This is a genomic window from Ensifer sp. MJa1 (genome assembly GCF_037026475.1).
Lineage (GTDB): Bacteria > Pseudomonadota > Alphaproteobacteria > Rhizobiales > Rhizobiaceae > Ensifer.
Genome location: NZ_JAKUMO010000013.1, coordinates 152254 through 173188, shown reverse-complemented (window position 1 = coordinate 173188; position 20935 = coordinate 152254). Strand labels below are relative to the sequence as shown.

The 20935-nt window shown below is 62.4% G+C and carries 18 protein-coding genes; 14 read left to right on the top strand and 4 right to left on the bottom strand.

Going from position 1 to position 20935, the window contains the following annotated elements:
- Positions 1-73: 73 nt before the first annotated feature.
- Positions 74-1708, bottom strand: coding sequence for an MFS transporter (locus MKZ91_RS18730; RefSeq protein WP_336172562.1), 1635 nt, complete (start codon positions 1706-1708; stop codon positions 74-76).
- A 273-nt stretch (positions 1709-1981) separates the two neighbouring features.
- Here MKZ91_RS18730 and rimP point away from each other — a divergent pair, with 273 nt between their 5' ends.
- The 12 genes from rimP to MKZ91_RS18670 all read left to right on the top strand — a co-directional run bounded on the left by rimP (position 1982) and on the right by MKZ91_RS18670 (position 16051).
- A complete protein-coding gene (gene rimP / locus MKZ91_RS18725; RefSeq protein WP_336172561.1) occupies positions 1982-2602 on the top strand; it encodes a ribosome maturation factor RimP in 621 nt (206 codons plus the stop codon).
- A 46-nt stretch (positions 2603-2648) separates the two neighbouring features.
- Positions 2649-4268, top strand: a complete 1620-nt coding sequence (gene nusA / locus MKZ91_RS18720) for a transcription termination factor NusA (RefSeq protein WP_336172560.1) — start codon at positions 2649-2651, stop codon at positions 4266-4268.
- A 5-nt stretch (positions 4269-4273) separates the two neighbouring features.
- Positions 4274-4981 (top strand): RNA-binding protein, encoded by a 708-nt coding sequence (locus MKZ91_RS18715; RefSeq protein WP_336172559.1) that lies wholly within the window; start codon positions 4274-4276, stop codon positions 4979-4981.
- A 105-nt stretch (positions 4982-5086) separates the two neighbouring features.
- Positions 5087-7798, top strand: coding sequence for a translation initiation factor IF-2 (gene infB, locus MKZ91_RS18710; RefSeq protein ID WP_336172558.1), 2712 nt, complete (start codon positions 5087-5089; stop codon positions 7796-7798).
- 72 nt (positions 7799-7870) lie between these two features.
- Positions 7871-8275, top strand: coding sequence for a 30S ribosome-binding factor RbfA (rbfA, locus tag MKZ91_RS18705; RefSeq protein ID WP_336172557.1), 405 nt, complete (start codon positions 7871-7873; stop codon positions 8273-8275).
- Positions 8276-8283: 8 nt separating this feature from the next.
- A complete protein-coding gene (truB, locus tag MKZ91_RS18700) occupies positions 8284-9219 on the top strand; it encodes a tRNA pseudouridine(55) synthase TruB (RefSeq protein ID WP_336172556.1) in 936 nt (311 codons plus the stop codon).
- Positions 9220-9513: 294 nt separating this feature from the next.
- The gene (locus tag MKZ91_RS18695; RefSeq protein WP_336172555.1) at positions 9514-11238 is read left to right on the top strand and encodes a sensor histidine kinase; all 1725 of its coding nucleotides are present in this window, start codon (positions 9514-9516) and stop codon (positions 11236-11238) included.
- Between the two features lie 57 nt (positions 11239-11295).
- The gene (locus MKZ91_RS18690) at positions 11296-11613 is read left to right on the top strand and encodes an SH3 domain-containing protein (protein WP_336172554.1); all 318 of its coding nucleotides are present in this window, start codon (positions 11296-11298) and stop codon (positions 11611-11613) included.
- Positions 11614-11783: 170 nt separating this feature from the next.
- Positions 11784-12053 (top strand): 30S ribosomal protein S15, encoded by a 270-nt coding sequence (gene rpsO / locus MKZ91_RS18685; protein WP_029742369.1) that lies wholly within the window; start codon positions 11784-11786, stop codon positions 12051-12053.
- Between the two features lie 359 nt (positions 12054-12412).
- Positions 12413-14566, top strand: a complete 2154-nt coding sequence (gene pnp / locus MKZ91_RS18680; protein ID WP_104662462.1) for a polyribonucleotide nucleotidyltransferase — start codon at positions 12413-12415, stop codon at positions 14564-14566.
- An 81-nt stretch (positions 14567-14647) separates the two neighbouring features.
- Positions 14648-15664, top strand: a complete 1017-nt coding sequence (locus MKZ91_RS18675) for a class I SAM-dependent methyltransferase (RefSeq protein WP_336172553.1) — start codon at positions 14648-14650, stop codon at positions 15662-15664.
- Between the two features lie 165 nt (positions 15665-15829).
- A complete protein-coding gene (locus MKZ91_RS18670) occupies positions 15830-16051 on the top strand; it encodes a hypothetical protein (protein WP_336172552.1) in 222 nt (73 codons plus the stop codon).
- Positions 16052-16147: 96 nt separating this feature from the next.
- On the opposite strand, the gene MKZ91_RS18665 is transcribed toward MKZ91_RS18670, so the two are convergent.
- A complete protein-coding gene (locus MKZ91_RS18665) occupies positions 16148-16591 on the bottom strand; it encodes a hypothetical protein (RefSeq protein WP_336172551.1) in 444 nt (147 codons plus the stop codon).
- Between the two features lie 462 nt (positions 16592-17053).
- Between MKZ91_RS18665 and MKZ91_RS18660 the strand changes: the two genes are divergently transcribed.
- Positions 17054-17896, top strand: a complete 843-nt coding sequence (locus MKZ91_RS18660; RefSeq protein ID WP_336172550.1) for a hypothetical protein — start codon at positions 17054-17056, stop codon at positions 17894-17896.
- A 19-nt stretch (positions 17897-17915) separates the two neighbouring features.
- The gene (locus MKZ91_RS18655) at positions 17916-18680 is read left to right on the top strand and encodes a hypothetical protein (protein ID WP_336172549.1); all 765 of its coding nucleotides are present in this window, start codon (positions 17916-17918) and stop codon (positions 18678-18680) included.
- Positions 18681-18857: 177 nt separating this feature from the next.
- Here the strand turns inward: MKZ91_RS18655 and fabI are convergent, their stop codons facing one another.
- Together fabI and fabB are read right to left on the bottom strand one after the other, a co-directional pair.
- On the bottom strand, positions 18858-19664 hold the full coding sequence (gene fabI / locus MKZ91_RS18650; protein WP_336172548.1) for an enoyl-ACP reductase FabI: 807 nt from the start codon (positions 19662-19664) through the stop codon (positions 18858-18860).
- Between the two features lie 4 nt (positions 19665-19668).
- Complete coding sequence (gene fabB / locus MKZ91_RS18645; protein ID WP_336172547.1) at positions 19669-20892, bottom strand: beta-ketoacyl-ACP synthase I; 1224 nt, start codon at positions 20890-20892, stop codon at positions 19669-19671.
- Positions 20893-20935 lie beyond the last annotated feature (43 nt).

The window sequence follows — 20935 nt, the reverse complement described above, 5'->3', positions numbered from 1 at the left end:
AAACAAATCACCCATCACGGTCTCCTTTCGGAACCGTGAATCACATCTCAAACGAAATTAATAGGTCCTGAGCCTAGTGCATGTCGACATTGACCTGGCGCTTGTAGCGCTCGTAATGGGTCGGCACGATCGTCTGGCGCTCGATCATCCGGTGCACCCTTGGCGGTGTTGCACCCCGATGCAGTGCCGTCAGCTTCTCGCCGACCGCGGCATCCGCGAAAGTGCGACGCTGGTTGTGGCGCACATATTCCACCCAGGTCGGCACGTGATAGGTCTCGGTCCAGGTGGTCGGGTTCTCGAGGTCGCGCATCAGTGCCCAGTGCCCGGCGCCGTCGCGAATGCGGATGCGCCGCCGCTCCGCCATGGTGGTCAGGAACTCGGGGATGTCGTCATCGGCGATCTCGTAGTCGATCATGATGACGATCGGGCCGCTGCGGGGCTTGAGATCGAGCTCGAGCGGCGGTTCCATGAAGCGGTTGAGCGGATCGAGATTGAGTGAGGTGAACTCCGGCAGGGGCAGCCGCAAGCCGATCACGACGCCGGCAAACATCAAGAGACAGGAGCCGAGCAACGCATTGGCGGCGCCATATTGTTCGGCCGCCGTACCCCAGAGCCAGCTGCCGCCGGCAATGCCGCCAAACGTCATGGTCTGGTAGAGCGACAGTGCCCGACCGACGACCCATCGCGGCGTCGAAAGCTGCACGGTCGTGTTGAACAGCGACAGTGCCAGCACCCAGCAGGCGCCGGAGACAAGCAGCACGAGACAGCTCAGCCACGCATAGGGGCTGAAGGCGGTGACGGCGGCGCTTGCGGCAAAACCGGTGAAGGCGATGCGCACGATCGCCTCGCTCGAGAGCTTTTCCCTGAGCCGTGCGCTGAGCAGTGCACCGCCAATCGCGCCGAGGCCGAAGCCGCCGAGCATCAGGCCGTAGGTCAAGGGGCCACCCTTCACGAGATCGCGGGCAACGAGCGGCAAAAGCGCCAGGATCGCGCTTGCGGAAAGGCCGAAGACGAAACCGCGCAAGAGCACCTTGCCGATATTGGGCGACATGGCGACGTAACGCAGCCCCGCGGAAATGGCGCGCCCGAGCGTCTCGCGTGGCAGCGGGTTGGTCGCGATCTCGCGCCGCCAGCGCACCAGCGCAAAGAGGATGGCGAAATAGCTGAGCGTGTTGGCGAAGAAGGCGGCCGCCGCACCGGCCGCCGCAACGATCGCGCCGCCGATCGCCGGACCGACGCTGCGGGTGATGTTGAAACCCATGCTGTTCAGCGCGACCGCCGCCGGCAGGTCGTCGCGCGGGACCATGTCGCCGACGGAGGCCTGCCAGGACGGGTTGTTGAGCGCTGTGCCGCAACCGATGAGGAAGGTGAAGAACAACAGCAGCCAGGGCGTGATCAGGCCGAGATAGGCGCAGAGCGTGAGCAGTGCCGAAACCGCCAGCATGAAGCTTTGCGCCACCAGCATGATCCGCCGCCGGTCGAAATTGTCGGCAAGCGCGCCGGAGACCAGCGAGAAGAGCATGATCGGTAGCGAGGTCGACGCCTGCACCAGCGCCACCATGTTTGCCGATGAGGAGATCGAGGTCATCAGCCAGGCGGCGCCGACCGATTGGATGAGACCGCCGAAGTTGGATGCAAGGCTCGCGATCCAGATCGTGCGGAAGATGTCGTGCTTGAAGGGAGCCAACGGCGAAATACGGGTGGGCACCTCGTCTTCTCTCTTGTCTCTTGTTTGTAGGTTCGAAGCGGTACGCTCCCTGTTATAGTCCGGCGGCCCTGAAGTGCCACCCGCTGAAACTGACCCTTGCGCCTACGATCGACGGCGACGCGCCGCTCGGCGCATTTGCGGTGGTTGGCCCGAAGCCTTGCAATTTGCGGCGATGGGGCGTATATGAGCCTCAAATTCTTGATCGGTAGATGAAGAGTGGGCCCGTCAGGACCCGCTCTTTTTTATTAGCCGGTCCGATGAGGAGATGATCGTTTGTCCGATACGACAGCGGCTGAAAATGCAAATGAACCGCGCCTGATCACCGAAACCGGTCTTGATCAGCGCATCGCCGACATCATCGAGCCGGTGATCGTGCCGATGGGCTACCGTCTGGTGCGTGTGCGCATGTCCGGCCAGAACGGCCTGACGTTGCAGATCATGGCCGAGCGCAACGACGGCACCATGACTGTCGAGGACTGCGAAGAGATCTCCAAGGCCATTTCGCCCGTGCTCGATGTGGAAGATCCGATCGACAAGGCGTATCATCTCGAGGTGTCATCGGCCGGTATCGACCGCCCGATGGTGCGCAAGTCCGACTTCTTCCGCTGGCAGGGGCATCTGCTGAAGTGCGAGACGTCGGTTCTGGTCGATGGCCGCAAGCGGTTCCGCGGCAAGATCGTTTCCGTTGATGACGACGGTTTCCGGCTTGAGCGCGACCAGCCTGCCTATGGCGAGGAGCCCGTCGTCGTGATCCCGTTCACCACGCTTTCCGAAGCGCGGCTGATCCTGACCGACGATCTGATCCGTGATGCGCTGACCGCCGACAAGAAGGCAAAGGCCGAACGCGCCGCGAACGAGAATTTCGAAGACGAAGATTCACCTATTGAGGAATAAGCCGGGCGGAGCGTGAAGCCCCCTGCAACCCAAACGGAGACAAGACATGGCAGTCAGTGCTAACCGGCTCGAGCTTCTGCAGATTGCGGATGCTGTTGCACGCGAAAAGGTGATCGACCGCGAGATCGTTCTGGCCGCAATGGCCGATGCGATCCAGAAGGCCGCCCGTTCGCGTTACGGGTCGGAATCGAACATCCGCGCCGACATCAACTCGAAGACCGGTGAAATCCGCCTGCAGCGTCTTCTCGAAGTGGTCGAAAAGGCTGACGATTATTCCACGCAGATCCCGCTCGAGCTTGCTCGCGATCGCAATCCGGATGCCAAGCTCGGCGATTTCATCGCCGACCCGCTGCCGCCGATGGACTTCGGCCGCATCGCTGCCCAGTCCGCCAAGCAGGTCATCGTGCAGAAGGTCCGTGAAGCCGAGCGTGACCGCCAGTTCGACGAGTTCAAGGATCGCGTCGGCGAGATCGTCAACGGTACCGTCAAGCGCGTCGAATACGGCAATGTCATCGTCGACCTCGGCCGCGGCGAAGGCATCATCCGTCGCGACGAGATGATCCCGCGCGAAAACATGCGCTACGGCGACCGCGTCCGCGCCTTCGTCTACGACGTCCGCCGCGAACAGCGTGGCCCGCAGATCTTCCTGTCGCGTACCCATCCGCAGTTCATGGTGAAGCTCTTCACCATGGAAGTGCCTGAGATCTACGACGGCATCATCCAGATCAAGTCGGTCGCCCGTGACCCGGGCTCGCGCGCCAAGATCGCGGTCGTCTCCAACGACTCGTCGATCGACCCGGTCGGCGCCTGCGTCGGTATGCGTGGTTCGCGCGTCCAGGCCGTCGTCGGCGAACTGCAGGGCGAAAAGATCGACATCATTCCGTGGTCGCAGGATCCGGCGTCGTTCATCGTCAACGCGCTGCAGCCGGCTGAAGTCGCCAAGGTCGTTCTCGACGAAGACGCCGAGCGCATCGAAGTGGTCGTTCCGGACGAGCAACTGTCGCTCGCCATCGGTCGTCGCGGTCAGAACGTTCGCCTCGCCTCGCAGCTGACCGGTTGGGACATCGACATCCTCACCGAACAGGAAGAGAGCGAGCGCCGCCAGAAGGAATTCACCGAGCGCACCAACCTGTTCATGGACGCGCTCGACGTCGACGAAATGGTCGGCCAGGTTCTGGCTTCCGAAGGCTTTGCCGCTGTCGAAGAGCTTGCCTATGTCGATCTCGACGAAATTGCATCGATCGATGGCTTCGACGAAGAAACCGCAACCGAAATCCAGACCCGCGCTCGCGAATTCCTGGAAAAGCTCGAAGCCGAACTGGATGCCAAGCGCCGCGAACTCGGCGTTGCCGACGAGCTGCGCTCGATCGACGGCCTGACGAGCCAGATGCTCGTGGCACTCGGCGAAGAAGGCATCAAGACGGTTGAAGACTTTGCCGGCTGCGCCGCTGACGATCTCGTCGGCTGGAGCGAACGCAAGGACGGCGAGACCAAGCGCTTCGAAGGCACCTTCTCGAAATTCGACGTCTCGCGCACTGAGGCCGAAGCCATGATCGTTCAGGCCCGCCTCGCGGCCGGCTGGATCACGGAAGAGGACCTGGCGAGCAACGAAGCCGAGGGTGAAGAGCCGATCGACGTCGCCGAAGGCGCCGAGCAGGACGCCTAAGGACGATGATCGCCTCTGATGATGCCGACAGCCTGCCTTCGGACGCTTTGCCGGTTGACGGCGGTCCGAAGGACCGGAGCGGCAGCACGCGGACCTGCATCGTCACCCGCGAAAGCGGCTCTGCCGATGAGCTGATCCGCTTCGTTGCCGGGCCCGACGGCCGCGTCGTTCCCGATCTGAAGCGCCAGCTTCCGGGACGCGGCTGCTGGGTCAAGGCCGAGCGCGCGCTCGTCGAAAAGGCGGTGGCGAAGAAGTTCTTCGCCCGCGCGCTCAAGGCGGACGTCAAGGCCGACGCCACGCTTGCCGACGACGTCGACCGGCTGCTCGCCGAGCAGTTGGCCGGCATGATGAACATGGCGCGCAAGGCGGCCCAGTTCATCTCCGGCGCGACGAAGACGGAGCAGGCAGTTCGTGGATTGGCGGCACTCGCCGTCTTCCATGCGAGCGACGCCGCGGCTGACGGGGTGCGCAAGATCGACCAGGCCCGCAAGGCGATGAGCTTCGTGGCCGACGATGAAATGGAAATACCTTCGTTCCGTCCCTTCACCGGGGCGGAAATGGAGGGCCTTTTGGGAAGTAATGCTTTTATCCATGCCGCAGCGCTTGCAGGGCAGGCGGGTGAGGGTGTAGTGAAGCGCGCAATCATGCTCGAAAAGTACCGAGGATCCGTCCCGGTCCGGGCCGACGGCGTCGCTGGCAAGCCACAGCAATGACCCGCGTCACCGGCACAGTCTGGCATCGCGTACATTGTTTGAGACAATTTGGAAGACAGGGTCAGGTGATACGCATCCGGCCCTGATCGCTAGGAACGGAACGGAATGACCGACAACAACGACGACAAGACAGGCAGCGCAGCAGGCAAGAAGACGCTGACCCTGAAGCCCCACGGGGTTTCGCAGGGGACCGTGCGTCAGGACATGGGCCGTGGCCGCACCAAGGCGGTCGTGGTCGAAACCAAGAAACGCCCCTTCCATCGCCCCAAGGACGAGCGTCCGATCACGCCGGTTACCGCGGCTCCCGCTGCGCGCCCGGCCGATCAGCGCCCGGCCCAGCCACAGCCTTCGGGCCGCCCGGCGCCGCAGCCGCAGCAGCATCAGACGCGTCACGAAGCCAGCCAGGCCAACCGCCCGCGCGTCGGTGTCGTTCTGAACCAGCTTTCCGCCGGTGAGATCGATGCGCGCCGCCGTGCTCTGGCCGAAGCCCAGATCCGCGAAGCCGAAGAAGCGGTCATCCGCGCCGAGAACGAAGCACGCCGCAAGCGTGAGGAAGAAGCCCGTCTCCAGCAGGAGAAGGAAGAAGCCGCACGCCGCGCCGCCGAAGAGGCGGCCCGTGCCGCTGCCGAGCCCGAAGTCAAGGCCGAAGTTAAGGCCGCAGAGGTTGTCGAAGAGCGCCCCGTGGCTGCTCGCGCACCGGCTTCCCCCGAGCGTCGCGTCGAGAACCGCCCGCAGGGTGGACGGCCGGCTGAAACGGCAGGCGGACTTCCGACCCCGGCTCCGGCGGGCGCTCTGCGCGGCCGCAAGGTCGACAACGAACGGGATGACGATCGTGGTCCGCGTCCAGGCGCAGGCCCGGCGCGCGGCAAGGTCGTGCGTCCCGAGCCCGCCAAGGTTCCGGCTCGTCCGAAGGCCGACGATGGCCGCCGCCAGGGCAAGCTGACACTGACCGCTGCCGTCGACGAGGATGGCGGCCAGCGCAACCGTTCGCTGTCGGCCATGCGTCGCCGCCAGGAGAAGTTCAAGCGCAGCCAGATGCAGGAAACCCGCGAGAAGATCGCGCGCGAAGTCATCCTGCCCGAGACCATCACCATTCAGGAACTGTCGCAGCGCATGGCTGAGCGCGCCGTCGACGTCATCAAGTACCTGATGAAGGAAGGCCAGATGATGAAGCCCGGCGATCTGATCGACGCCGACCTGGCAGAACTCATCGCCGGCGAATTCGGCCACACGGTCAAGCGTGTTTCGGAATCCGACGTCGAGGAAGGCATCTTCAACGTCACCGACACCGACGACGACATGCAGCCGCGTCCGCCGATCGTTACGATCATGGGTCACGTCGACCACGGCAAGACCTCGCTGCTCGATGCCATCCGTCATGCCAACGTTGTTGCCGGCGAAGCCGGTGGCATCACACAGCACATCGGCGCCTACCAGGTCGAGCAGAACGGCAACAAGATCACCTTCATCGACACCCCAGGCCACGCGGCGTTCACCGCCATGCGTGCCCGCGGTGCCCAGGCGACCGACATCGCGATCCTGGTGGTTGCGGCCGACGACAGCGTGATGCCGCAGACGATTGAATCGATCAACCACGCCAAGGCGGCCGGTGTTCCGATCATCGTTGCGATCAACAAGGTCGACAAGCCGACGGCCAACCCGCAGAAGGTTCGCACCGAGCTGCTGCAGCACGAAGTCTTCGTCGAATCCATGGGCGGTGAAGTCCTCGACGTGGAAGTGTCCGCCAAGAACGGCACCAACCTCGACAAGCTGCTCGAAGCGATCCTGCTGCAGGCTGAAATCCTCGACCTGCGCGCCAATCCGAACCGTACGGCCGAAGGTACGGTGGTCGAAGCCGAGCTTGACCGCGGCCGCGGTGCGGTTGCGACCGTTCTCGTCCAGAAGGGCACGCTGCGTCCGGGCCAGATCATCGTTGCCGGTGACCAGTGGGGCCGTGTGCGCGCGCTCGTCAACGACAAGGGCGAACACGTCAAGGAAGCTGGTCCGTCGATGCCGGTCGAAGTTCTCGGCCTGTCCGGCACGCCGGCTGCCGGTGACAAGTTCGCCGTCGTCGAGAACGAAAGCCGTGCTCGCGAGATCTCCGAATATCGCCAGCGTCTCGCTCGCGAGAAGCAGGTTGCCCGTCAGTCCGGCTCGCGCGGCTCGCTCGAACAGATGATGACCCAGCTCCAGACCTCCGGTCTCAAGGAGTTCCCGCTGGTCATCAAGGGCGACGTGCAGGGTTCGATCGAAGCGATCGCCGGTGCACTCGACAAGCTCGGAACCGACGAAGTGCGTGCACGCATCGTGCATTCGGGTGCCGGTGGTATCACCGAGTCCGACATCTCGCTCGCCGAGGCGTCGAACGCCGCGATCATCGGCTTCAACGTCCGCGCCAACTCGCAGGCCCGTTCGGCCGCTGAGCGCGCCGGCATCGAGATCCGCTACTACAACATCATCTACGATCTGGTGGATGACGTGAAGGCGGCGATGTCCGGTCTGCTTTCGCCCGAGCGCCGCGAAACCTTCCTCGGCAACGCCGAGATCCTGGAGGTGTTCAACATCACCAAGGTCGGCAAGGTCGCGGGTTGCCGCGTCACCGAAGGCAAGGTCGAGCGTGGCGTCGGCGTCCGTCTGGTTCGCGACAACGTCGTTATCCACGAAGGCAAGCTCAAGACCCTCAAGCGCTTCAAGGACGAAGTCTCGGAAGTCAACGTCGGTCAGGAGTGCGGCATGGCCTTCGAGAACTACGAAGACATCCGCGCCGGCGATACGATCGAGTGCTTCCGCGTCGAGCACATCACGCGGACGCTCTAAGCTTCGTCCGATTAGAGATTATGCGGGCGCCGGGTTATCCTTCGGCGCTCGCATTTTTTTGAGGTACCGTTCATGAGCAAAGCCACATCCTCTGCCCCTTCACAGCGCATGCTGCGCGTCGGCGAACAGGTGCGTGCCGCGATCACGCAGGTTCTGCAGCGCGGCGAAGTGCGCGACCCGGTGATCGAAAAGACCGTCATCGCGATCTCGGAAGTGCGCATGTCGCCGGATCTGAAGATCGCCACGGCCTATGTCACGCCGCTCGGTGTGCCGAACCACGCCGAAGTGATCGAGGCGCTGAACCGCAACGCCAAGTACATTCGCGGCCGTCTCGGCCCGCAGCTTCGGCAGATGAAATACATGCCCGACGTTCGTTTCCGCGACGATACGAGCTTCGACAACTACAAGAAGATCGACGAACTCCTGCGTTCGCCGGAAGTCAGCCGCGATCTCGACCAGACCGAAGACGAAGAATAGTAGATTTCATGTCCAAACCGCGTAAGCCCAAGGGCCGTCCGATTTCGGGCTGGCTGATCCTCGACAAGCCGCTCGACTTCGGCTCCACCGAAGCCGTTTCGAAGATCAAGTGGCTGTTCAAGGCCCAGAAGGCCGGCCATGCCGGAACCCTCGATCCGCTCGCTTCCGGCATGCTGCCGATCGCCCTTGGCGACGCGACGAAGACCGTCCCTTACGTGATGGACGGCCGCAAGGTCTACGAGTTCACCGTCGCCTGGGGCGAGGAGCGCTCGACGGACGACCTCGAAGGCGAGGTCACGCATTCTTCGAGCAATCGCCCGAACGAAGAGGCGATCCGTGCGCTTTTGCCGAAATATACCGGTGTCATCAGCCAGGTGCCGCCGCAGTTCTCGGCAATCAAGATCGATGGCGAGCGCGCCTACGATCTGGCCCGCGATGGCGAGACGGTCGAGATTCCAGCCCGCGAGGTCGAAGTCCATCGCCTGACGCTTCTGGGCGCTGCCCCGAACCTCGCCCATTTCGAGATCGAATGCGGCAAGGGTACCTATGTGCGCTCGCTTGCGCGCGACATGGGCCGTGACCTTAACTGTTTCGGCCATATCGCATCGCTGCGCCGCACCTTCGTCGCTCCCTTCGGCGAAGAGGACATGGTACCGCTCGCCGATCTTGTGGCGCTGGAAAAGATCGAGAACGACGAGGAACGCCTGGCGGCGCTCGACGAATACCTGATCGAGACCGGCGAGGCGCTTTCCAGCCTGCCGCACATTGCCGTCAACGATGATCAGGCCCATCGCCTGAGAATGGGCAACCCGATCATCCTGCGTGGCCGCGATGCGCCGCTGGCAACGCCAGAAGCCTATGCGACGGCGCGCGGCAAGCTGATTGCCATCGGCGAGATCGCCGAGGGTGAATTCCGCCCGAAGCGGGTCTTTGCCACCGGCTGACCGCCGGGCGAAGACGAGGGCTGGAGGGCGCCAATGTTCGGGCGAACGCTCAACGGCGCCCTAGCGCCTTGTTTTCAGGTCATCTTTTGCTTTCCGGTGGTTCGCTCGAAAGTGAATGCGCTAGTGTTTGCCTTTGCCGCAGCCATGACGCATGATCGCCGCTGTGGGTTTCCAATCCATCCGAGGTGATTCCGTTTCCGCACCGTACTCTGGTATCGATTGGCGATCGCGCCCATTCCAGGCGTGCGCGCCGAAGGCGGCTGTGTCGCTGATGCGGAACGAACAAGGGCGATCATGGTGACGGGTGTGTCGGATGAAAGACAAGGGAAGGGGCAGGGTGGCTTGACCGCACTCGCCGATCTTGTCCGTCATCGCCTGACCCGACCGTTCAGCTTTTATCTGACGTCGCTGCTGCTGGTGGCGATCGTGCCGGCCTTCATCTTCTCGCTCGTCGTGCTGAAGCGCAGCGTCGATGCGCAGGAGCAGGTGATAACGGCACTGCTTCAGGCTTCGACCGGATCCGTCACGCGCATCGTCGAGCGCGACATCGAGGGCATGTTGACGACGCTGAAGGTGCTGTCGACGTCGCGGGCGATCGAGGGCGGTAACCTGGAGGCCTTCTATGAGAGGGCAGCGACCGCGCTTGCGCAGACCGACTCCTATCTGCTCGTCATTGATCGAAAACACAACCAGCGGCTCAACACGCGGGTGCCCTTCGGCACGCCGCTTGGGCCAGCCTCCGATCCCGATTCGGTCGAGCGCGCGTTCACCAACAATGGCGCACCGCTGATCTCCAACGTCTTCTTCGGCAGGACCGCCGAGCGGTGGGTGTTCAACGTCTATTTGCCGGCAAAGCTGTCGACCGGCGAGGAATACCTGCTGACGCTCACGCAGAATGCCGAGAGCATGGCCAAGGCCGTCAACCGTGACACGCTCTCTCCCGGCTGGAACGCTGCTTTGGTGGATGGCGCCGGCAAGGTCATTGTCTCGTCGGATGCGGGCGTGAAGCCAGGTGAAGCGTTCTTCCTCGACAAGGTACCGGCGATCAGCATCGGCGTGCGCAACATCAGCGAGAACGGTGTCGAATACCGGGTGGCGACTGAGTTCTCCGTCATCACCGGCTGGCGGATTATCGCCTGGGCACCGCGGTCGATCGTCGACGCGCCCGCCGTCTGGTCTTTCCTTTGGCTGTCGCTCGGCGGCATCATCTTCGCGGGCATCGCGATTGCCGGCTCGCTGGCGATTGCCCGCCTTCTGTCGCAGGGCGTCAAATCGGTGGCACAGGACGCCCGCCGTCTCGGCGCCGGCGAGCGGATCGAGCCGCGCCCGCACATGATCGCCGAGGTCGAGCAGGTTTCAAGGGCGCTGGCAAAGGCCGCAGCGGCCCGCACCAAGGCAGAGGGCGAGATCCGCTTTCTCATGCGCGAGGTGGCGCACCGCTCGAAGAACCAGCTGACCGTCATCCAGTCGATGCTGAACCAGTCGGTCTATACCGCCGAGAGCGCGGCCGATTTTGCCGACAGCTTTCGCAAGCGCATCGCCGGGCTGGCGCGATCCACTGATCTGATGATCGCCAACGCGGCGCAAGGCGTCGATTTCCGCGAGCTCGCGCAGAACCAGTTGCAGCCGTTCATTCCCGATGATCCGAAGCGCGTGATCCTGTCCGGCCCGCCACTGAGGCTCGACACGCAGATTGCCCAGACGCTCGGCATGGCGCTGCACGAGCTTGCCACCAACGCCACCAAATATGGCGCGCTTGCCAACACCACCGGGGTCGTCAAGCTCAGCTGGTCGCTGGAGGATGACGGTACCGCCATACGCTGGCGCGAGGAGGGAGCTGACCTTGCGAGCAAGCCGTCTGATCCGGTCCGCAAGGGTTTTGGAACGCTGGTGCTCGAGCGCATGCTCGGCATGGCACTGAACGCCGGGCTGGAGCGGGTGATGCATGCCGACGGCATCGAATGGCGGATCTCGATTCCACATCAGGAAAAGAACGAAGATCCGAAGTCCGAGGCGTGACAACTGTGATTTGATGGGGCAGTGGCGGTGAAACGATCGATTGGTCGCATTGGCTTCTTGGTAGTCTTGCAGACGGTGCTGATGCTTGTGGTCGGCCAGTTGGCGGCTGCCGAAACCCGATGCACGGTTGCCGATCCCACCGGCACGCCGCTCAATGTGCGTGACGCGCCAAACGGTCGTGTAGTGATGACGCTGTCGAACGGCGCCAAACTGCGCAAGACCGGCGAGCGCGAGCACAAGGGCAAGCGCTGGTCGCTGGTCGCCAATGAGGCGGGCGCACTCGGCTGGGTTTTTTCCGCCTATCTCGACTGCGCCACCGTTGACCTCGATCAGCCGAAATCGGCACCCATGCGGCCGCGTCCGACGAGCAATTGAGACCCAACTGCCAGTGCTCCGGGGTGCCGGTCCATGACCCTTTCCTTTTTCATCCAATTCGTTTATAGGCACGCCAGCAAAAGGCGCATGCCCGTTGCATTCACGGCCGCAGCTGGACGACATCCCGGCTGACGGCGTCCCTAAATCCTCGAAATCGAAAGGATCATCCGATGTCGATTGCTGCAGAGCGTAAGGCTCAGCTCATCAAGGAATTTGCAACCGTTGAAGGCGACACCGGTTCTCCGGAAGTCCAGGTTGCTATCCTGACGGAACGGATCAACAACCTGACCGAACACTTCAAGGGCCACAAGAAGGATAACCATTCCCGCCGTGGCCTGCTCGCAATGGTTTCCAGCCGTCGTTCGCTCCTCGACTATCTGAAGAAGAAAGACGAAGCGCGCTACACCAAGCTGATCGGTGCCTTGGGCATCCGTCGCTAAGCGACTTATCCGGCGGGTCATTGCGGCCCGCCGGCTTTTTTATGGAGCGCTCGGCGCTCAAGAAATGATCTCTCCGGCCGCTTAGGAAGCGGGATACCAGGAGAGCGTCCAGCGAACCGGATGGGCCGGTATCGCGGATCAACCGATGGCCCGTCATGGGGCAGGATTGCAGGATGCTTCGGCGCCTGCTTGCCGGACCGCCGCTCAGCAATGTGGGCGCGGACGGTGAAGCGGACAGCGACCGATTTCAATTGTGAAGCCTCCCGTTGTCTTGCCCGTGATGCGCCATACCATGCGGTTCCTCGACCATTCGCGCTGCAACAGCCGCGAAAAGGTCCGCCGCACACGAAGGACAGAACATGTTCGATACCCACAAGGTAGAAATCGAATGGGCTGGGCGTCCGCTCAAGCTCGAAACCGGCAAGATCGCCCGCCAGGCTGATGGCGCCGTTCTCGCCACCTACGGCGAAACCGTCGTTCTCGCCACCGTCGTTTCGGCCAAGTCGCCGAAGCCGGGCCAGGACTTCTTCCCGCTGACCGTCAACTACCAGGAAAAGACCTACGCCGCCGGCAAGATTCCGGGTGGCTACTTCAAGCGCGAAGGCCGTCCGAGCGAAAACGAAACGCTCGTTTCGCGCCTGATCGACCGCCCGATCCGCCCGCTGTTCCCCGATGGCTACAAGAACGACACGCAGGTCATCGTCACGGTCATGCAGCATGACCTCGAAAACAACCCCGACGTCCTGTCGATGGTTGCCGCTTCTGCAGCGCTGACGCTGTCGGGCATCCCGTTCATGGGCCCGATCGGCGGCGCGCGCGTCGGCTACATCAATGGCCAGTACGTTCTCAACCCGCATCTCGACGAGATGGACGAATCGACCCTCGACCTCGTTGTCGCCGGCACCCAAGAAGCGGTGCTGATGGTCGAATCCGAAGCCAAGGAACTGCCGGAAGACGTCATGCTCGGCGCCGTCGTCTTCGGTCAGAAGGGCTTCCAGCCGGTCATCGACGCCATCATCAAGCTTGCTGAAGTCGCTGCCAAGGAGCCGCGCGAGTTCGAACCGGAAGATCATTCCGCTCTCGAAAACGCCATGCTCTCGATTGCCGAAGACGAGCTGCGCAACGCCTACAAGATCACCGAGAAGGCTGCACGCTACGCTGCCGTCGACGCCGTCAAGGCCAAGGTGAAGGCGCACTTCCTTCCTGAGGGCATCGAGAACCCGGCCCATACGGCCGAAGAAATCGGCGCCGTCTTCAAGCACCTGCAGGCCAAGATCGTTCGCTGGAACATCCTCGACACCAAGAGCCGCATCGACGGCCGCGATCTCGAGACCGTTCGCCCGATCGTGTCGGAAGTCGGTGTTCTGCCGCGCACCCACGGTTCGGCGCTGTTTACCCGCGGTGAAACCCAGGCGATCGTCGTTGCCACGCTCGGCACCGGCGAAGACGAGCAGTACGTTGATTCCTTGACGGGCATGTACAAGGAAAACTTCATGCTGCACTACAACTTCCCGCCCTTCTCGGTCGGTGAAACGGGCCGCATGGGCTCCCCGGGCCGCCGCGAAATCGGCCACGGCAAGCTTGCCTGGCGCGCCATCCACCCGATGCTGCCGACGGCGGAACAGTTCCCCTACACGCTGCGCGTCGTTTCCGAAATCACCGAATCCAACGGCTCCTCGTCGATGGCCACCGTCTGCGGCACCTCGCTCGCACTGATGGACGCCGGCGTTCCGCTGGCCAAGCCGGTTGCCGGTATCGCCATGGGCCTGATCAAGGAAGAAGAGCGCTTCGCCGTTCTGTCCGACATCCTCGGCGACGAAGACCACCTCGGCGACATGGACTTCAAGGTTGCGGGCACCGAAGCCGGCATCACCTCGCTCCAGATGGACATCAAGATCGAGGGCATCACCGAAGAGATCATGGGCATCGCGCTCAACCAGGCCAAGGGCGGTCGTCTCCACATCCTCGGCGAAATGGCCAAGGCCATCTCGGAAAGCCGTGGCCAGCTCGGCGAGTTTGCCCCGCGCATCGAAGTCATGAACATTCCGGTCGACAAGATCCGCGAAGTCATCGGTTCGGGCGGCAAGGTCATCCGCGAAATCGTCGAAAAGACCGGCGCCAAGATTAACATCGAAGACGACGGCACCGTGAAGATCGCCTCCTCGTCCGGCAAGGAGATCGAAGCGGCCCGCAAGTGGATCCACTCGATCGTTGCTGAGCCGGAAGTCGGCCAGATCTACGAAGGCACCGTTGTGAAGACCGCCGACTTCGGCGCCTTCGTCAACTTCTTCGGCGCCCGCGATGGCCTCGTCCACATCTCGCAGCTCGCATCCGAGCGTGTCGCCAAGACCACCGACGTCGTCAAGGAAGGCGACAAGGTCTGGGTCAAGCTCATGGGCTTCGACGAACGCGGCAAGGTTCGCCTGTCGATGAAGGTCGTCGATCAGGCCACCGGCAAGGAAGTTGTTGCCGAGAAGTCTGAAAAGAAGGGCGACGGCGAAGCCGCCGAATAAGCGCGCTTCACCCGAATGCATTCGGGGCGCGGGGCAGATCGCTCCGCGCCCCTTTCTTGTAGGAAGATGACGGATAGACCGATGAGCCGAGATGCGTTGAAGACCCTGTTTTACCCGTTCGACAGCGGCGTGATCGATCCGCCGGGCGAGGGCGAGCGTGTGCTCTTCCTCGGCGCCGAGGCCGGCTACAGGCTGCCAGAGGGCTTTGCCGCATCGATCGTTGCCGTCCAGCCGCTCAGGCCGCTCTATCGCGCCCTGGAGGCCGCTCGCGCCGATGTGGCACCTGAAGTCACTGGCGAAGACTACGACGTCACGCTGGTGCTTGCAGGCAAGCACAAGGGCGAGAACGAGGACCGGATCGGCGAGGCGCTGAAGCGTACCCGCGAAGGCGGCCTGATCGTCGTTGCCGGTGGCAAGGAAGATGGTATCCAGTCGCTGAAGAAACGGATCGCCAAGTTCGAATGGGACGGCGACCACCTGCCGAAGTATCACGGCGTCGCCTTCTGGTTCACCCGTCCGCAAGATGTCACCGAGGCCGTGCAGAAGCTTGCCAAGGTTCCGGTGCGCGTCGACGGCCTGTTCGAGGCTTCGCCCGGCATGTTCTCGCATGATCGCATCGATGCCGGCTCCGAACTGCTCGCCTCGCGCCTGCCGATTGATTTCCACGGCCATGCCGCCGATTTCGGCGCCGGTTGGGGTTATCTCGCGGCGAAGCTTGCCGAAGCGTCGCCGGGCACCAAGGGCATCGACCTGTTCGAGGCGGATCACGAGGCGCTCGAGGCGGCCCGGGTCAACATGATGGCGAACGCCCCGCGCATGCCGGCACGCTTCTACTGGTTCGATCTGACGAGCGAAGAGCCGCGCGACAAGTACGATCTCATCGTCATGAACCCGCCCTTCCATGAAAGCCATGCCGCCGAGCCTGCGCTTGGCGTCGCCATCATCAAGACGGCACTGAAGGCGCTGAAGCAGGGCGGCAAGCTGATGCTCGTCGCCAATCGCGGCCTGCCTTACGAGCAGGTACTCGCCGAGAACTCCAGGGAATACGGCGAGACCTGCCGCAACGCCCGCTTCAAGGTGCTTTGGGCCAAGCGGTAAGCGCAACAGCCTTCAATCAGAACATGGAGCCGGGCCTTAAGCCCGGCTTTCGTTTTTTGGCCGGTCGGTTCTCCACGCAGATCCGGGCGGAGATTGCCTGTTGCCATCGCTTCTGATCGGGCTCACATTGGCGCCGTCGGTAATTCTCGTCAAAGGATGAGTGCCATGACATCAGGACTGAACAGGCCGCCATTGACCGAAGATGCGGCCGAGGCTGTGGCGAGAGACATCAAGCACGCAGAAGGGCACAGCGGGACGTCCGAAGTGCCGATGTCGTTCCTGAAGAGCCTCTATCGAATGCCCCTGGATCCGGCGCGCCGCAAGCATACGGGCTTCATCGCACTGGCGATCATCGTCGCCCTGCTGATCCTGTTTCTTCTGCCCTGAAGCTGCCGGTCTACAGCGGTTCGGAGTGCATCAGGGCACTGCGCCTGCTGCTGCATTCCTCCACCAGTTCGGTGTTTCCCGACCGGTGGCCTCTTCTTAGGCGGGAATAAACTTTCCCTCGTAACGCACGCGAAAATTCCGCCGCTGGGCATCTTCCCGAAAACAGACGAATACCAGTTCAAGGTCGTTCGCACTGCTGCGTCGCCCAAGCAGGCTCAGCGTGATCACGATCACGCCGCCATAGGCACGCGTCAGATCGATCGCGGCTCTTCTGATTTCATTGGTACCAGCGTCGTCCCGCTCTTCGCGCCGTTCGTATACCTGCCAGAAGCTTGCTGCTTCCCAGGCCGAACGCAGCGCCTCGGTGATCTGGTCCTTGAACTCGTCTACGGACCTGCCCTTGCTCCACGAAACCGTCTTTTCGGTGTGATCGCCGAAGATATCGAGATAGCCGTCATAGTCGTATGGATCTGAAAAACACTGTTCGATCATTCCGAATGCTACGTCATCGGAAATCGCTGCCTTGAAGAAAATTGCCATCGAATCGCTAACCTTGCCTTGAGTGCCTATGTTGTCAAAGCGTTGGCAGCGTATCTAGTCCCCAAAGCATGTGAGCGATACCCTGCGATCGATGATCGTCGTGCGGCGGAGTCTTCAGTGATCACGTCGCCTATGACGCGCGATCATATACATGAGTGTTGCCTTATATTGCCGAGGCGTGCTATTTTTGGTTTTATTACTGGTGGATGCAACCGCTTCTGTGTTCGTCTTTCTGCGGACAGTTCCAGTGGGCGCATGATTTGTTTCAATATTGATACTTTGCAACATGAGAGCTTTTAAATCTGGCGCAGTATTGAAGGGCGATCCAGTCTTCGGAGAGATTGCTCTGATTTGAACTCCCATGCAGTAACAGTCGGGGGGTACCGTCTTTTGTTGGGCATGACGTTTCCGCGAAAAGTTTTTCTGCGTTCAGTGGTTATTGTCTGTCTGTTGGTGGGGCTCATGGCCCCTGCCGCGACTGTTCGAGCAGAGCCGGGCGAAGATGCCGACATGCAGTTCCTGGTGGTTCGCAGCGGTCATCCGGGCTGCGAGCCCACCTGTCCGGAGTGGATATCGGCGGAAGGCAAGATTGTGGGCGGCACTCCGGCACGCTTCAAGAAGTTTCTCAAATCCCTTGGCAACCGTCGCTTGCCGATCGTGGTGACATCGCCTGGTGGCGATGTCGATGCCGCGCTGGCGCTCGGGCGGATGATCAGGGCGCGAAAACTGGAAATGGCGGTCGGCAAGACCCGCTTTACCGGTTGCCAGCCGCAGCAGAAGGATTGCGTCCTCAACAACGGCAAGGGGGCCCGCTACATCGGCACGGCCTATTCCGGCGAAGCCTACTGCAATTCCGCCTGTCCGCTGATGCTGGCCGGCGGCGTCCGGCGCGTCGTTGGCCAGTGGGCCTATCTGGGCGTTCACCAGATCACCACCACCTATGTTCGCACGGAGACGCAGTATCGGACCCAGTACCGCATCGTGAACGGCAAGAAGAAGATTACCAGCAAGAAGGTGGTCAGTCGCAAGAATGTCGGCGGCTACAAGGTCTACGAGATGAGCCGGGCGATCGAGCGGCAGTTGGCGGCCTATCTGGCCGAAATGGGTGTCAGCCGTGCGGTCATCGATCGCATGAAGGTCACGCCGGCCTCGGACATGAGCAAGATCGAACCGGTTGCGATGCTGGAGATGGCGCTGACCACGCAACTGGGCGGGGTCGAAACGCTGACGTCCGGCGAGGTTTGCAAGACCGTACCGGCGGCCGCCAATTGCCGGGTCTTCATCATGTCGGATCTGAAGCGTTAGAGCCAAGCTGGAGACCGGGATGCACGCGTGGAGTTCACTTGCCGACAGGACCGTGTACCGCCTGCGACGGGCCGTTCAGTTGATCTTTCTGGTGGTCGCGACTCTCTTGACTGAGTGGCCGGCAATGGCGGAAGAGCAGCAGATGCGGTTCGTCGTCGTGCGCTCCAACCAGGCCGGTTGCGAGCCGACATGCACGGAATGGATATCCGCCGAAGGCGCCATCGGTCCGAAGACGCCGAGCCTGTTGAAAGCAACATTAAAGGCCATCGGCGACAGAAAGCTGCCGCTGGTGCTTGCATCGTCTGGCGGCGACATGGCCGCCGCCATGGCAATTGGCCGCCTCGTTCGCAAGAACAAGCTGAGCGTTGCCGTGGGAACGACGAATTTCGTCGGCTGCCAGCGGGACCAGGAGAACTGCACGGCAAATGACAAAAGAGGGGCGCACTACATCGGCGACGCGGCCTCGTACGGCGAATGCGTGCGTGCCTGCACTCTGGTTCTGGCATCAGGTGTTCGGCGTCTCGCCGGAGAGGGAACATTCGTCGCGGACGCTCCGATGACCGCTGCCAGTTTGGCCGAAACCAAGCGGCTGGTGGCCTATTACGGCGAAATGGGCGTGCGATACAACGCGCTTGTCGAAGGCGATCCCGGCCACTGGCAATTGTTCAAAGCGCTGCTGTTGACCAGCACGCTTCCCGTCGGCCAGGTGGTTGATGCGGAGATTTGCCGGGGTACGCCCGCGCCCAACAATTGCCGGGTCTTCACAACGATGGACCTGGAGTAGATATCGGCGACGTGAGCCGTCCTATCCTGCCAGTGATGAGCCCACGCCGCCGGAGTAGTGGGCCGGCGCGATCTGCCGAACCGCATCCCCACCCCTTAACGAAAAGCCCCGACGAGAATGTCGCCGGGGCTTTCGCATGAAGGCTGTGTTTCTATCGATCAGTGATCGCGCCCGCTGTTACTCGGCGTCCGCGGACCTCAGCGTGTCGAGCGCGGGCATCGAGGTGATGTTGTAGCCGCTATCGACATAGTGGATCTCGCCGGTGACCCCGCGCGAAAGATCAGACAGCAGATAGAGCGCCGAGTTGCCGACGTCGTCGATCGTGACGGTGCGGCGCAGCGGCGAGTTCTTCTGCTGCCAGGAAAGCATCGCCCGGGCGTCGGAAATGCCGGCGCCGGCAAGCGTGCGGATCGGGCCGGCGGAAATCGCGTTGACGCGGATGCCGCGCGCGCCGTAGTCGGCGGCGAGGTAGCGCACTGACGCTTCGAGTGCCGCCTTGGCGACACCCATGACGTTGTAGTTCGGCATGACGCGCGTCGAGCCGCCATAGGTGAGCGTCAGCATCGAGCCGCCGTCATTCATCAGTTCGGCTGCCCGCTTGGCGATCTCGGTGAAGGAGAAGCAGGAGATCACCATCGTGCGGCTGAAATTGTCGCGCGACGTGTCCGCGTAGAGCCCCTTCAGTTCGTTCTTGTCGGAAAAGCCGATGGCATGCACGATGAAGTCGAGCTTGCCCCAGCGCGCCTTGATCTCGGCAATGACCGCGTCGACCGACGCGATGTCCTCGACGTCGCATGGCAGCAGGAAGTCGGATCCGACCTCGGCAGCAAGCGGCTTCACCCGCTTGCCAAGCGCTTCGCCCTGGTAGGTGAACGCGAGTTCCGCGCCTTGCGCTGCAAGCGCCTTGGAAATGCCCCAGGCAATGGAGTGGTTGTTGGCCACACCCATGATGAGGCCACGCTTTCCGGTCATCAGTCCCGTCATGGTTTTACCCGTTGTAGCGCTGGAAGACGAGCGTCGCATTGGTGCCGCCAAAGCCGAAGGAGTTCGACAGAACAGTGTCGATCTTGGCATTGTCGATGCGCTTGCGGACGATCGGAACACCGTCGAATTCCGGGTCGAGCTCGGTGATGTGTGCGCTTTCGCCGATGAAACCGGCCTGCATCATCAGGAGGCCGTAGATCGACTCCTGCACGCCGGCTGCACCGAGCGAGTGACCGGTCAGCGACTTCGTCGACTGGATGTGCGGGATCTTGTTGCCGAAGACCTCGCGGATCGCGCCGATCTCCTTGCTGTCACCAACCGGCGTCGAGGTGCCGTGGGTGTTGATGTAGTCAACCTCGCCCTTCACGGTCGAGAGCGCCTGGCGCATGCAGCGGACAGCACCTTCGCCCGACGGGGCGACCATGTCGTAACCGTCGGAGGTCGCGCCATAGCCGACGATCTCGGCATAGATCTTGGCACCGCGCGCCTTGGCGTGCTCCAGCTCTTCGAGCACCAGAACGCCCGCGCCGCCGGCGATCACGAAACCGTCGCGGTTGAGGTCATAGGCGCGCGAGGCGGTCGCCGGCGTGTCGTTGTACTTCGACGACATCGCGCCCATGGCGTCGAAGAGGTTGGACATGGTCCAGTCGAGATCTTCGTGGCCACCGGCAAACATCACGTCCTGCTTGCCCCACTGGATCATTTCAGCGGCATTGCCGATGCAGTGCGCCGAGGTCGAGCAGGCCGACGAGATCGAATAGTTGACGCCGTGGATCTGGAACCAGGTGGCAAGTGTCGCCGATGCGGTGGACGACATCGCCTTCGGAACGGCGAACGGGCCGATGCGCTTCGGGCTGACATTCTTGCGGGTGATGTCGGACGCCTCGACGATGGTGCGGGTCGACGGGCCGCCCGAACCCATGATGATGCCGGTGCGCTCGTTGCGGGCGATGACGGCTTCTTCGAGACCGGAATCGGCAATCGCCTGCTTCATGGCGACGTGGTTCCAGGCGCCGCCCTGCGACAGGAAGCGCATGGCGCGGCGGTCGACGAGCTCGGTCGGATCAAGCGACGGCGCGCCCCAGACCTGGCATTTGAAGCCATTCTCGGCGAAATCCGGAGAAAACGTGATGCCCGACTTGGCGTCGCGCAACGACGACGTGACTTCGTCTGCATTGTTTCCGATCGAGGAAACAATGCCGAGGCCCGTGACAACAACCCGTCTCATGATAGTGACCTTTTCGTTATTTCGTTCGGTGCGGCAGGCCCGG

What these genes read in the sequence shown, in the direction of transcription:
- infB (WP_336172558.1), top strand. Translation starts at nt 5,087, where the DNA reads ATGACCGACAACAACGACGACAAGACAGGCAGCGCAGCAGGCAAGAAG.
- MKZ91_RS18655 (WP_336172549.1), top strand. Translation starts at nt 17,916, where the DNA reads ATGCACGCGTGGAGTTCACTTGCCGACAGGACCGTGTACCGCCTGCGA.
- MKZ91_RS18670 (WP_336172552.1), top strand. Translation starts at nt 15,830, where the DNA reads ATGACATCAGGACTGAACAGGCCGCCATTGACCGAAGATGCGGCCGAG.
- MKZ91_RS18715 (WP_336172559.1), top strand. Translation starts at nt 4,274, where the DNA reads ATGATCGCCTCTGATGATGCCGACAGCCTGCCTTCGGACGCTTTGCCG.
- nusA (WP_336172560.1), top strand. Translation starts at nt 2,649, where the DNA reads ATGGCAGTCAGTGCTAACCGGCTCGAGCTTCTGCAGATTGCGGATGCT.
- fabI (WP_336172548.1), bottom strand. Translation starts at nt 19,664, where the DNA reads ATGACGGGACTGATGACCGGAAAGCGTGGCCTCATCATGGGTGTGGCC.
- rpsO (WP_029742369.1), top strand. Translation starts at nt 11,784, where the DNA reads ATGTCGATTGCTGCAGAGCGTAAGGCTCAGCTCATCAAGGAATTTGCA.
- pnp (WP_104662462.1), top strand. Translation starts at nt 12,413, where the DNA reads ATGTTCGATACCCACAAGGTAGAAATCGAATGGGCTGGGCGTCCGCTC.
- fabB (WP_336172547.1), bottom strand. Translation starts at nt 20,892, where the DNA reads ATGAGACGGGTTGTTGTCACGGGCCTCGGCATTGTTTCCTCGATCGGA.
- rbfA (WP_336172557.1), top strand. Translation starts at nt 7,871, where the DNA reads ATGAGCAAAGCCACATCCTCTGCCCCTTCACAGCGCATGCTGCGCGTC.
- MKZ91_RS18660 (WP_336172550.1), top strand. Translation starts at nt 17,054, where the DNA reads ATGGCCCCTGCCGCGACTGTTCGAGCAGAGCCGGGCGAAGATGCCGAC.
- truB (WP_336172556.1), top strand. Translation starts at nt 8,284, where the DNA reads ATGTCCAAACCGCGTAAGCCCAAGGGCCGTCCGATTTCGGGCTGGCTG.
- MKZ91_RS18665 (WP_336172551.1), bottom strand. Translation starts at nt 16,591, where the DNA reads ATGGCAATTTTCTTCAAGGCAGCGATTTCCGATGACGTAGCATTCGGA.
- MKZ91_RS18695 (WP_336172555.1), top strand. Translation starts at nt 9,514, where the DNA reads ATGGTGACGGGTGTGTCGGATGAAAGACAAGGGAAGGGGCAGGGTGGC.
- MKZ91_RS18675 (WP_336172553.1), top strand. Translation starts at nt 14,648, where the DNA reads ATGAGCCGAGATGCGTTGAAGACCCTGTTTTACCCGTTCGACAGCGGC.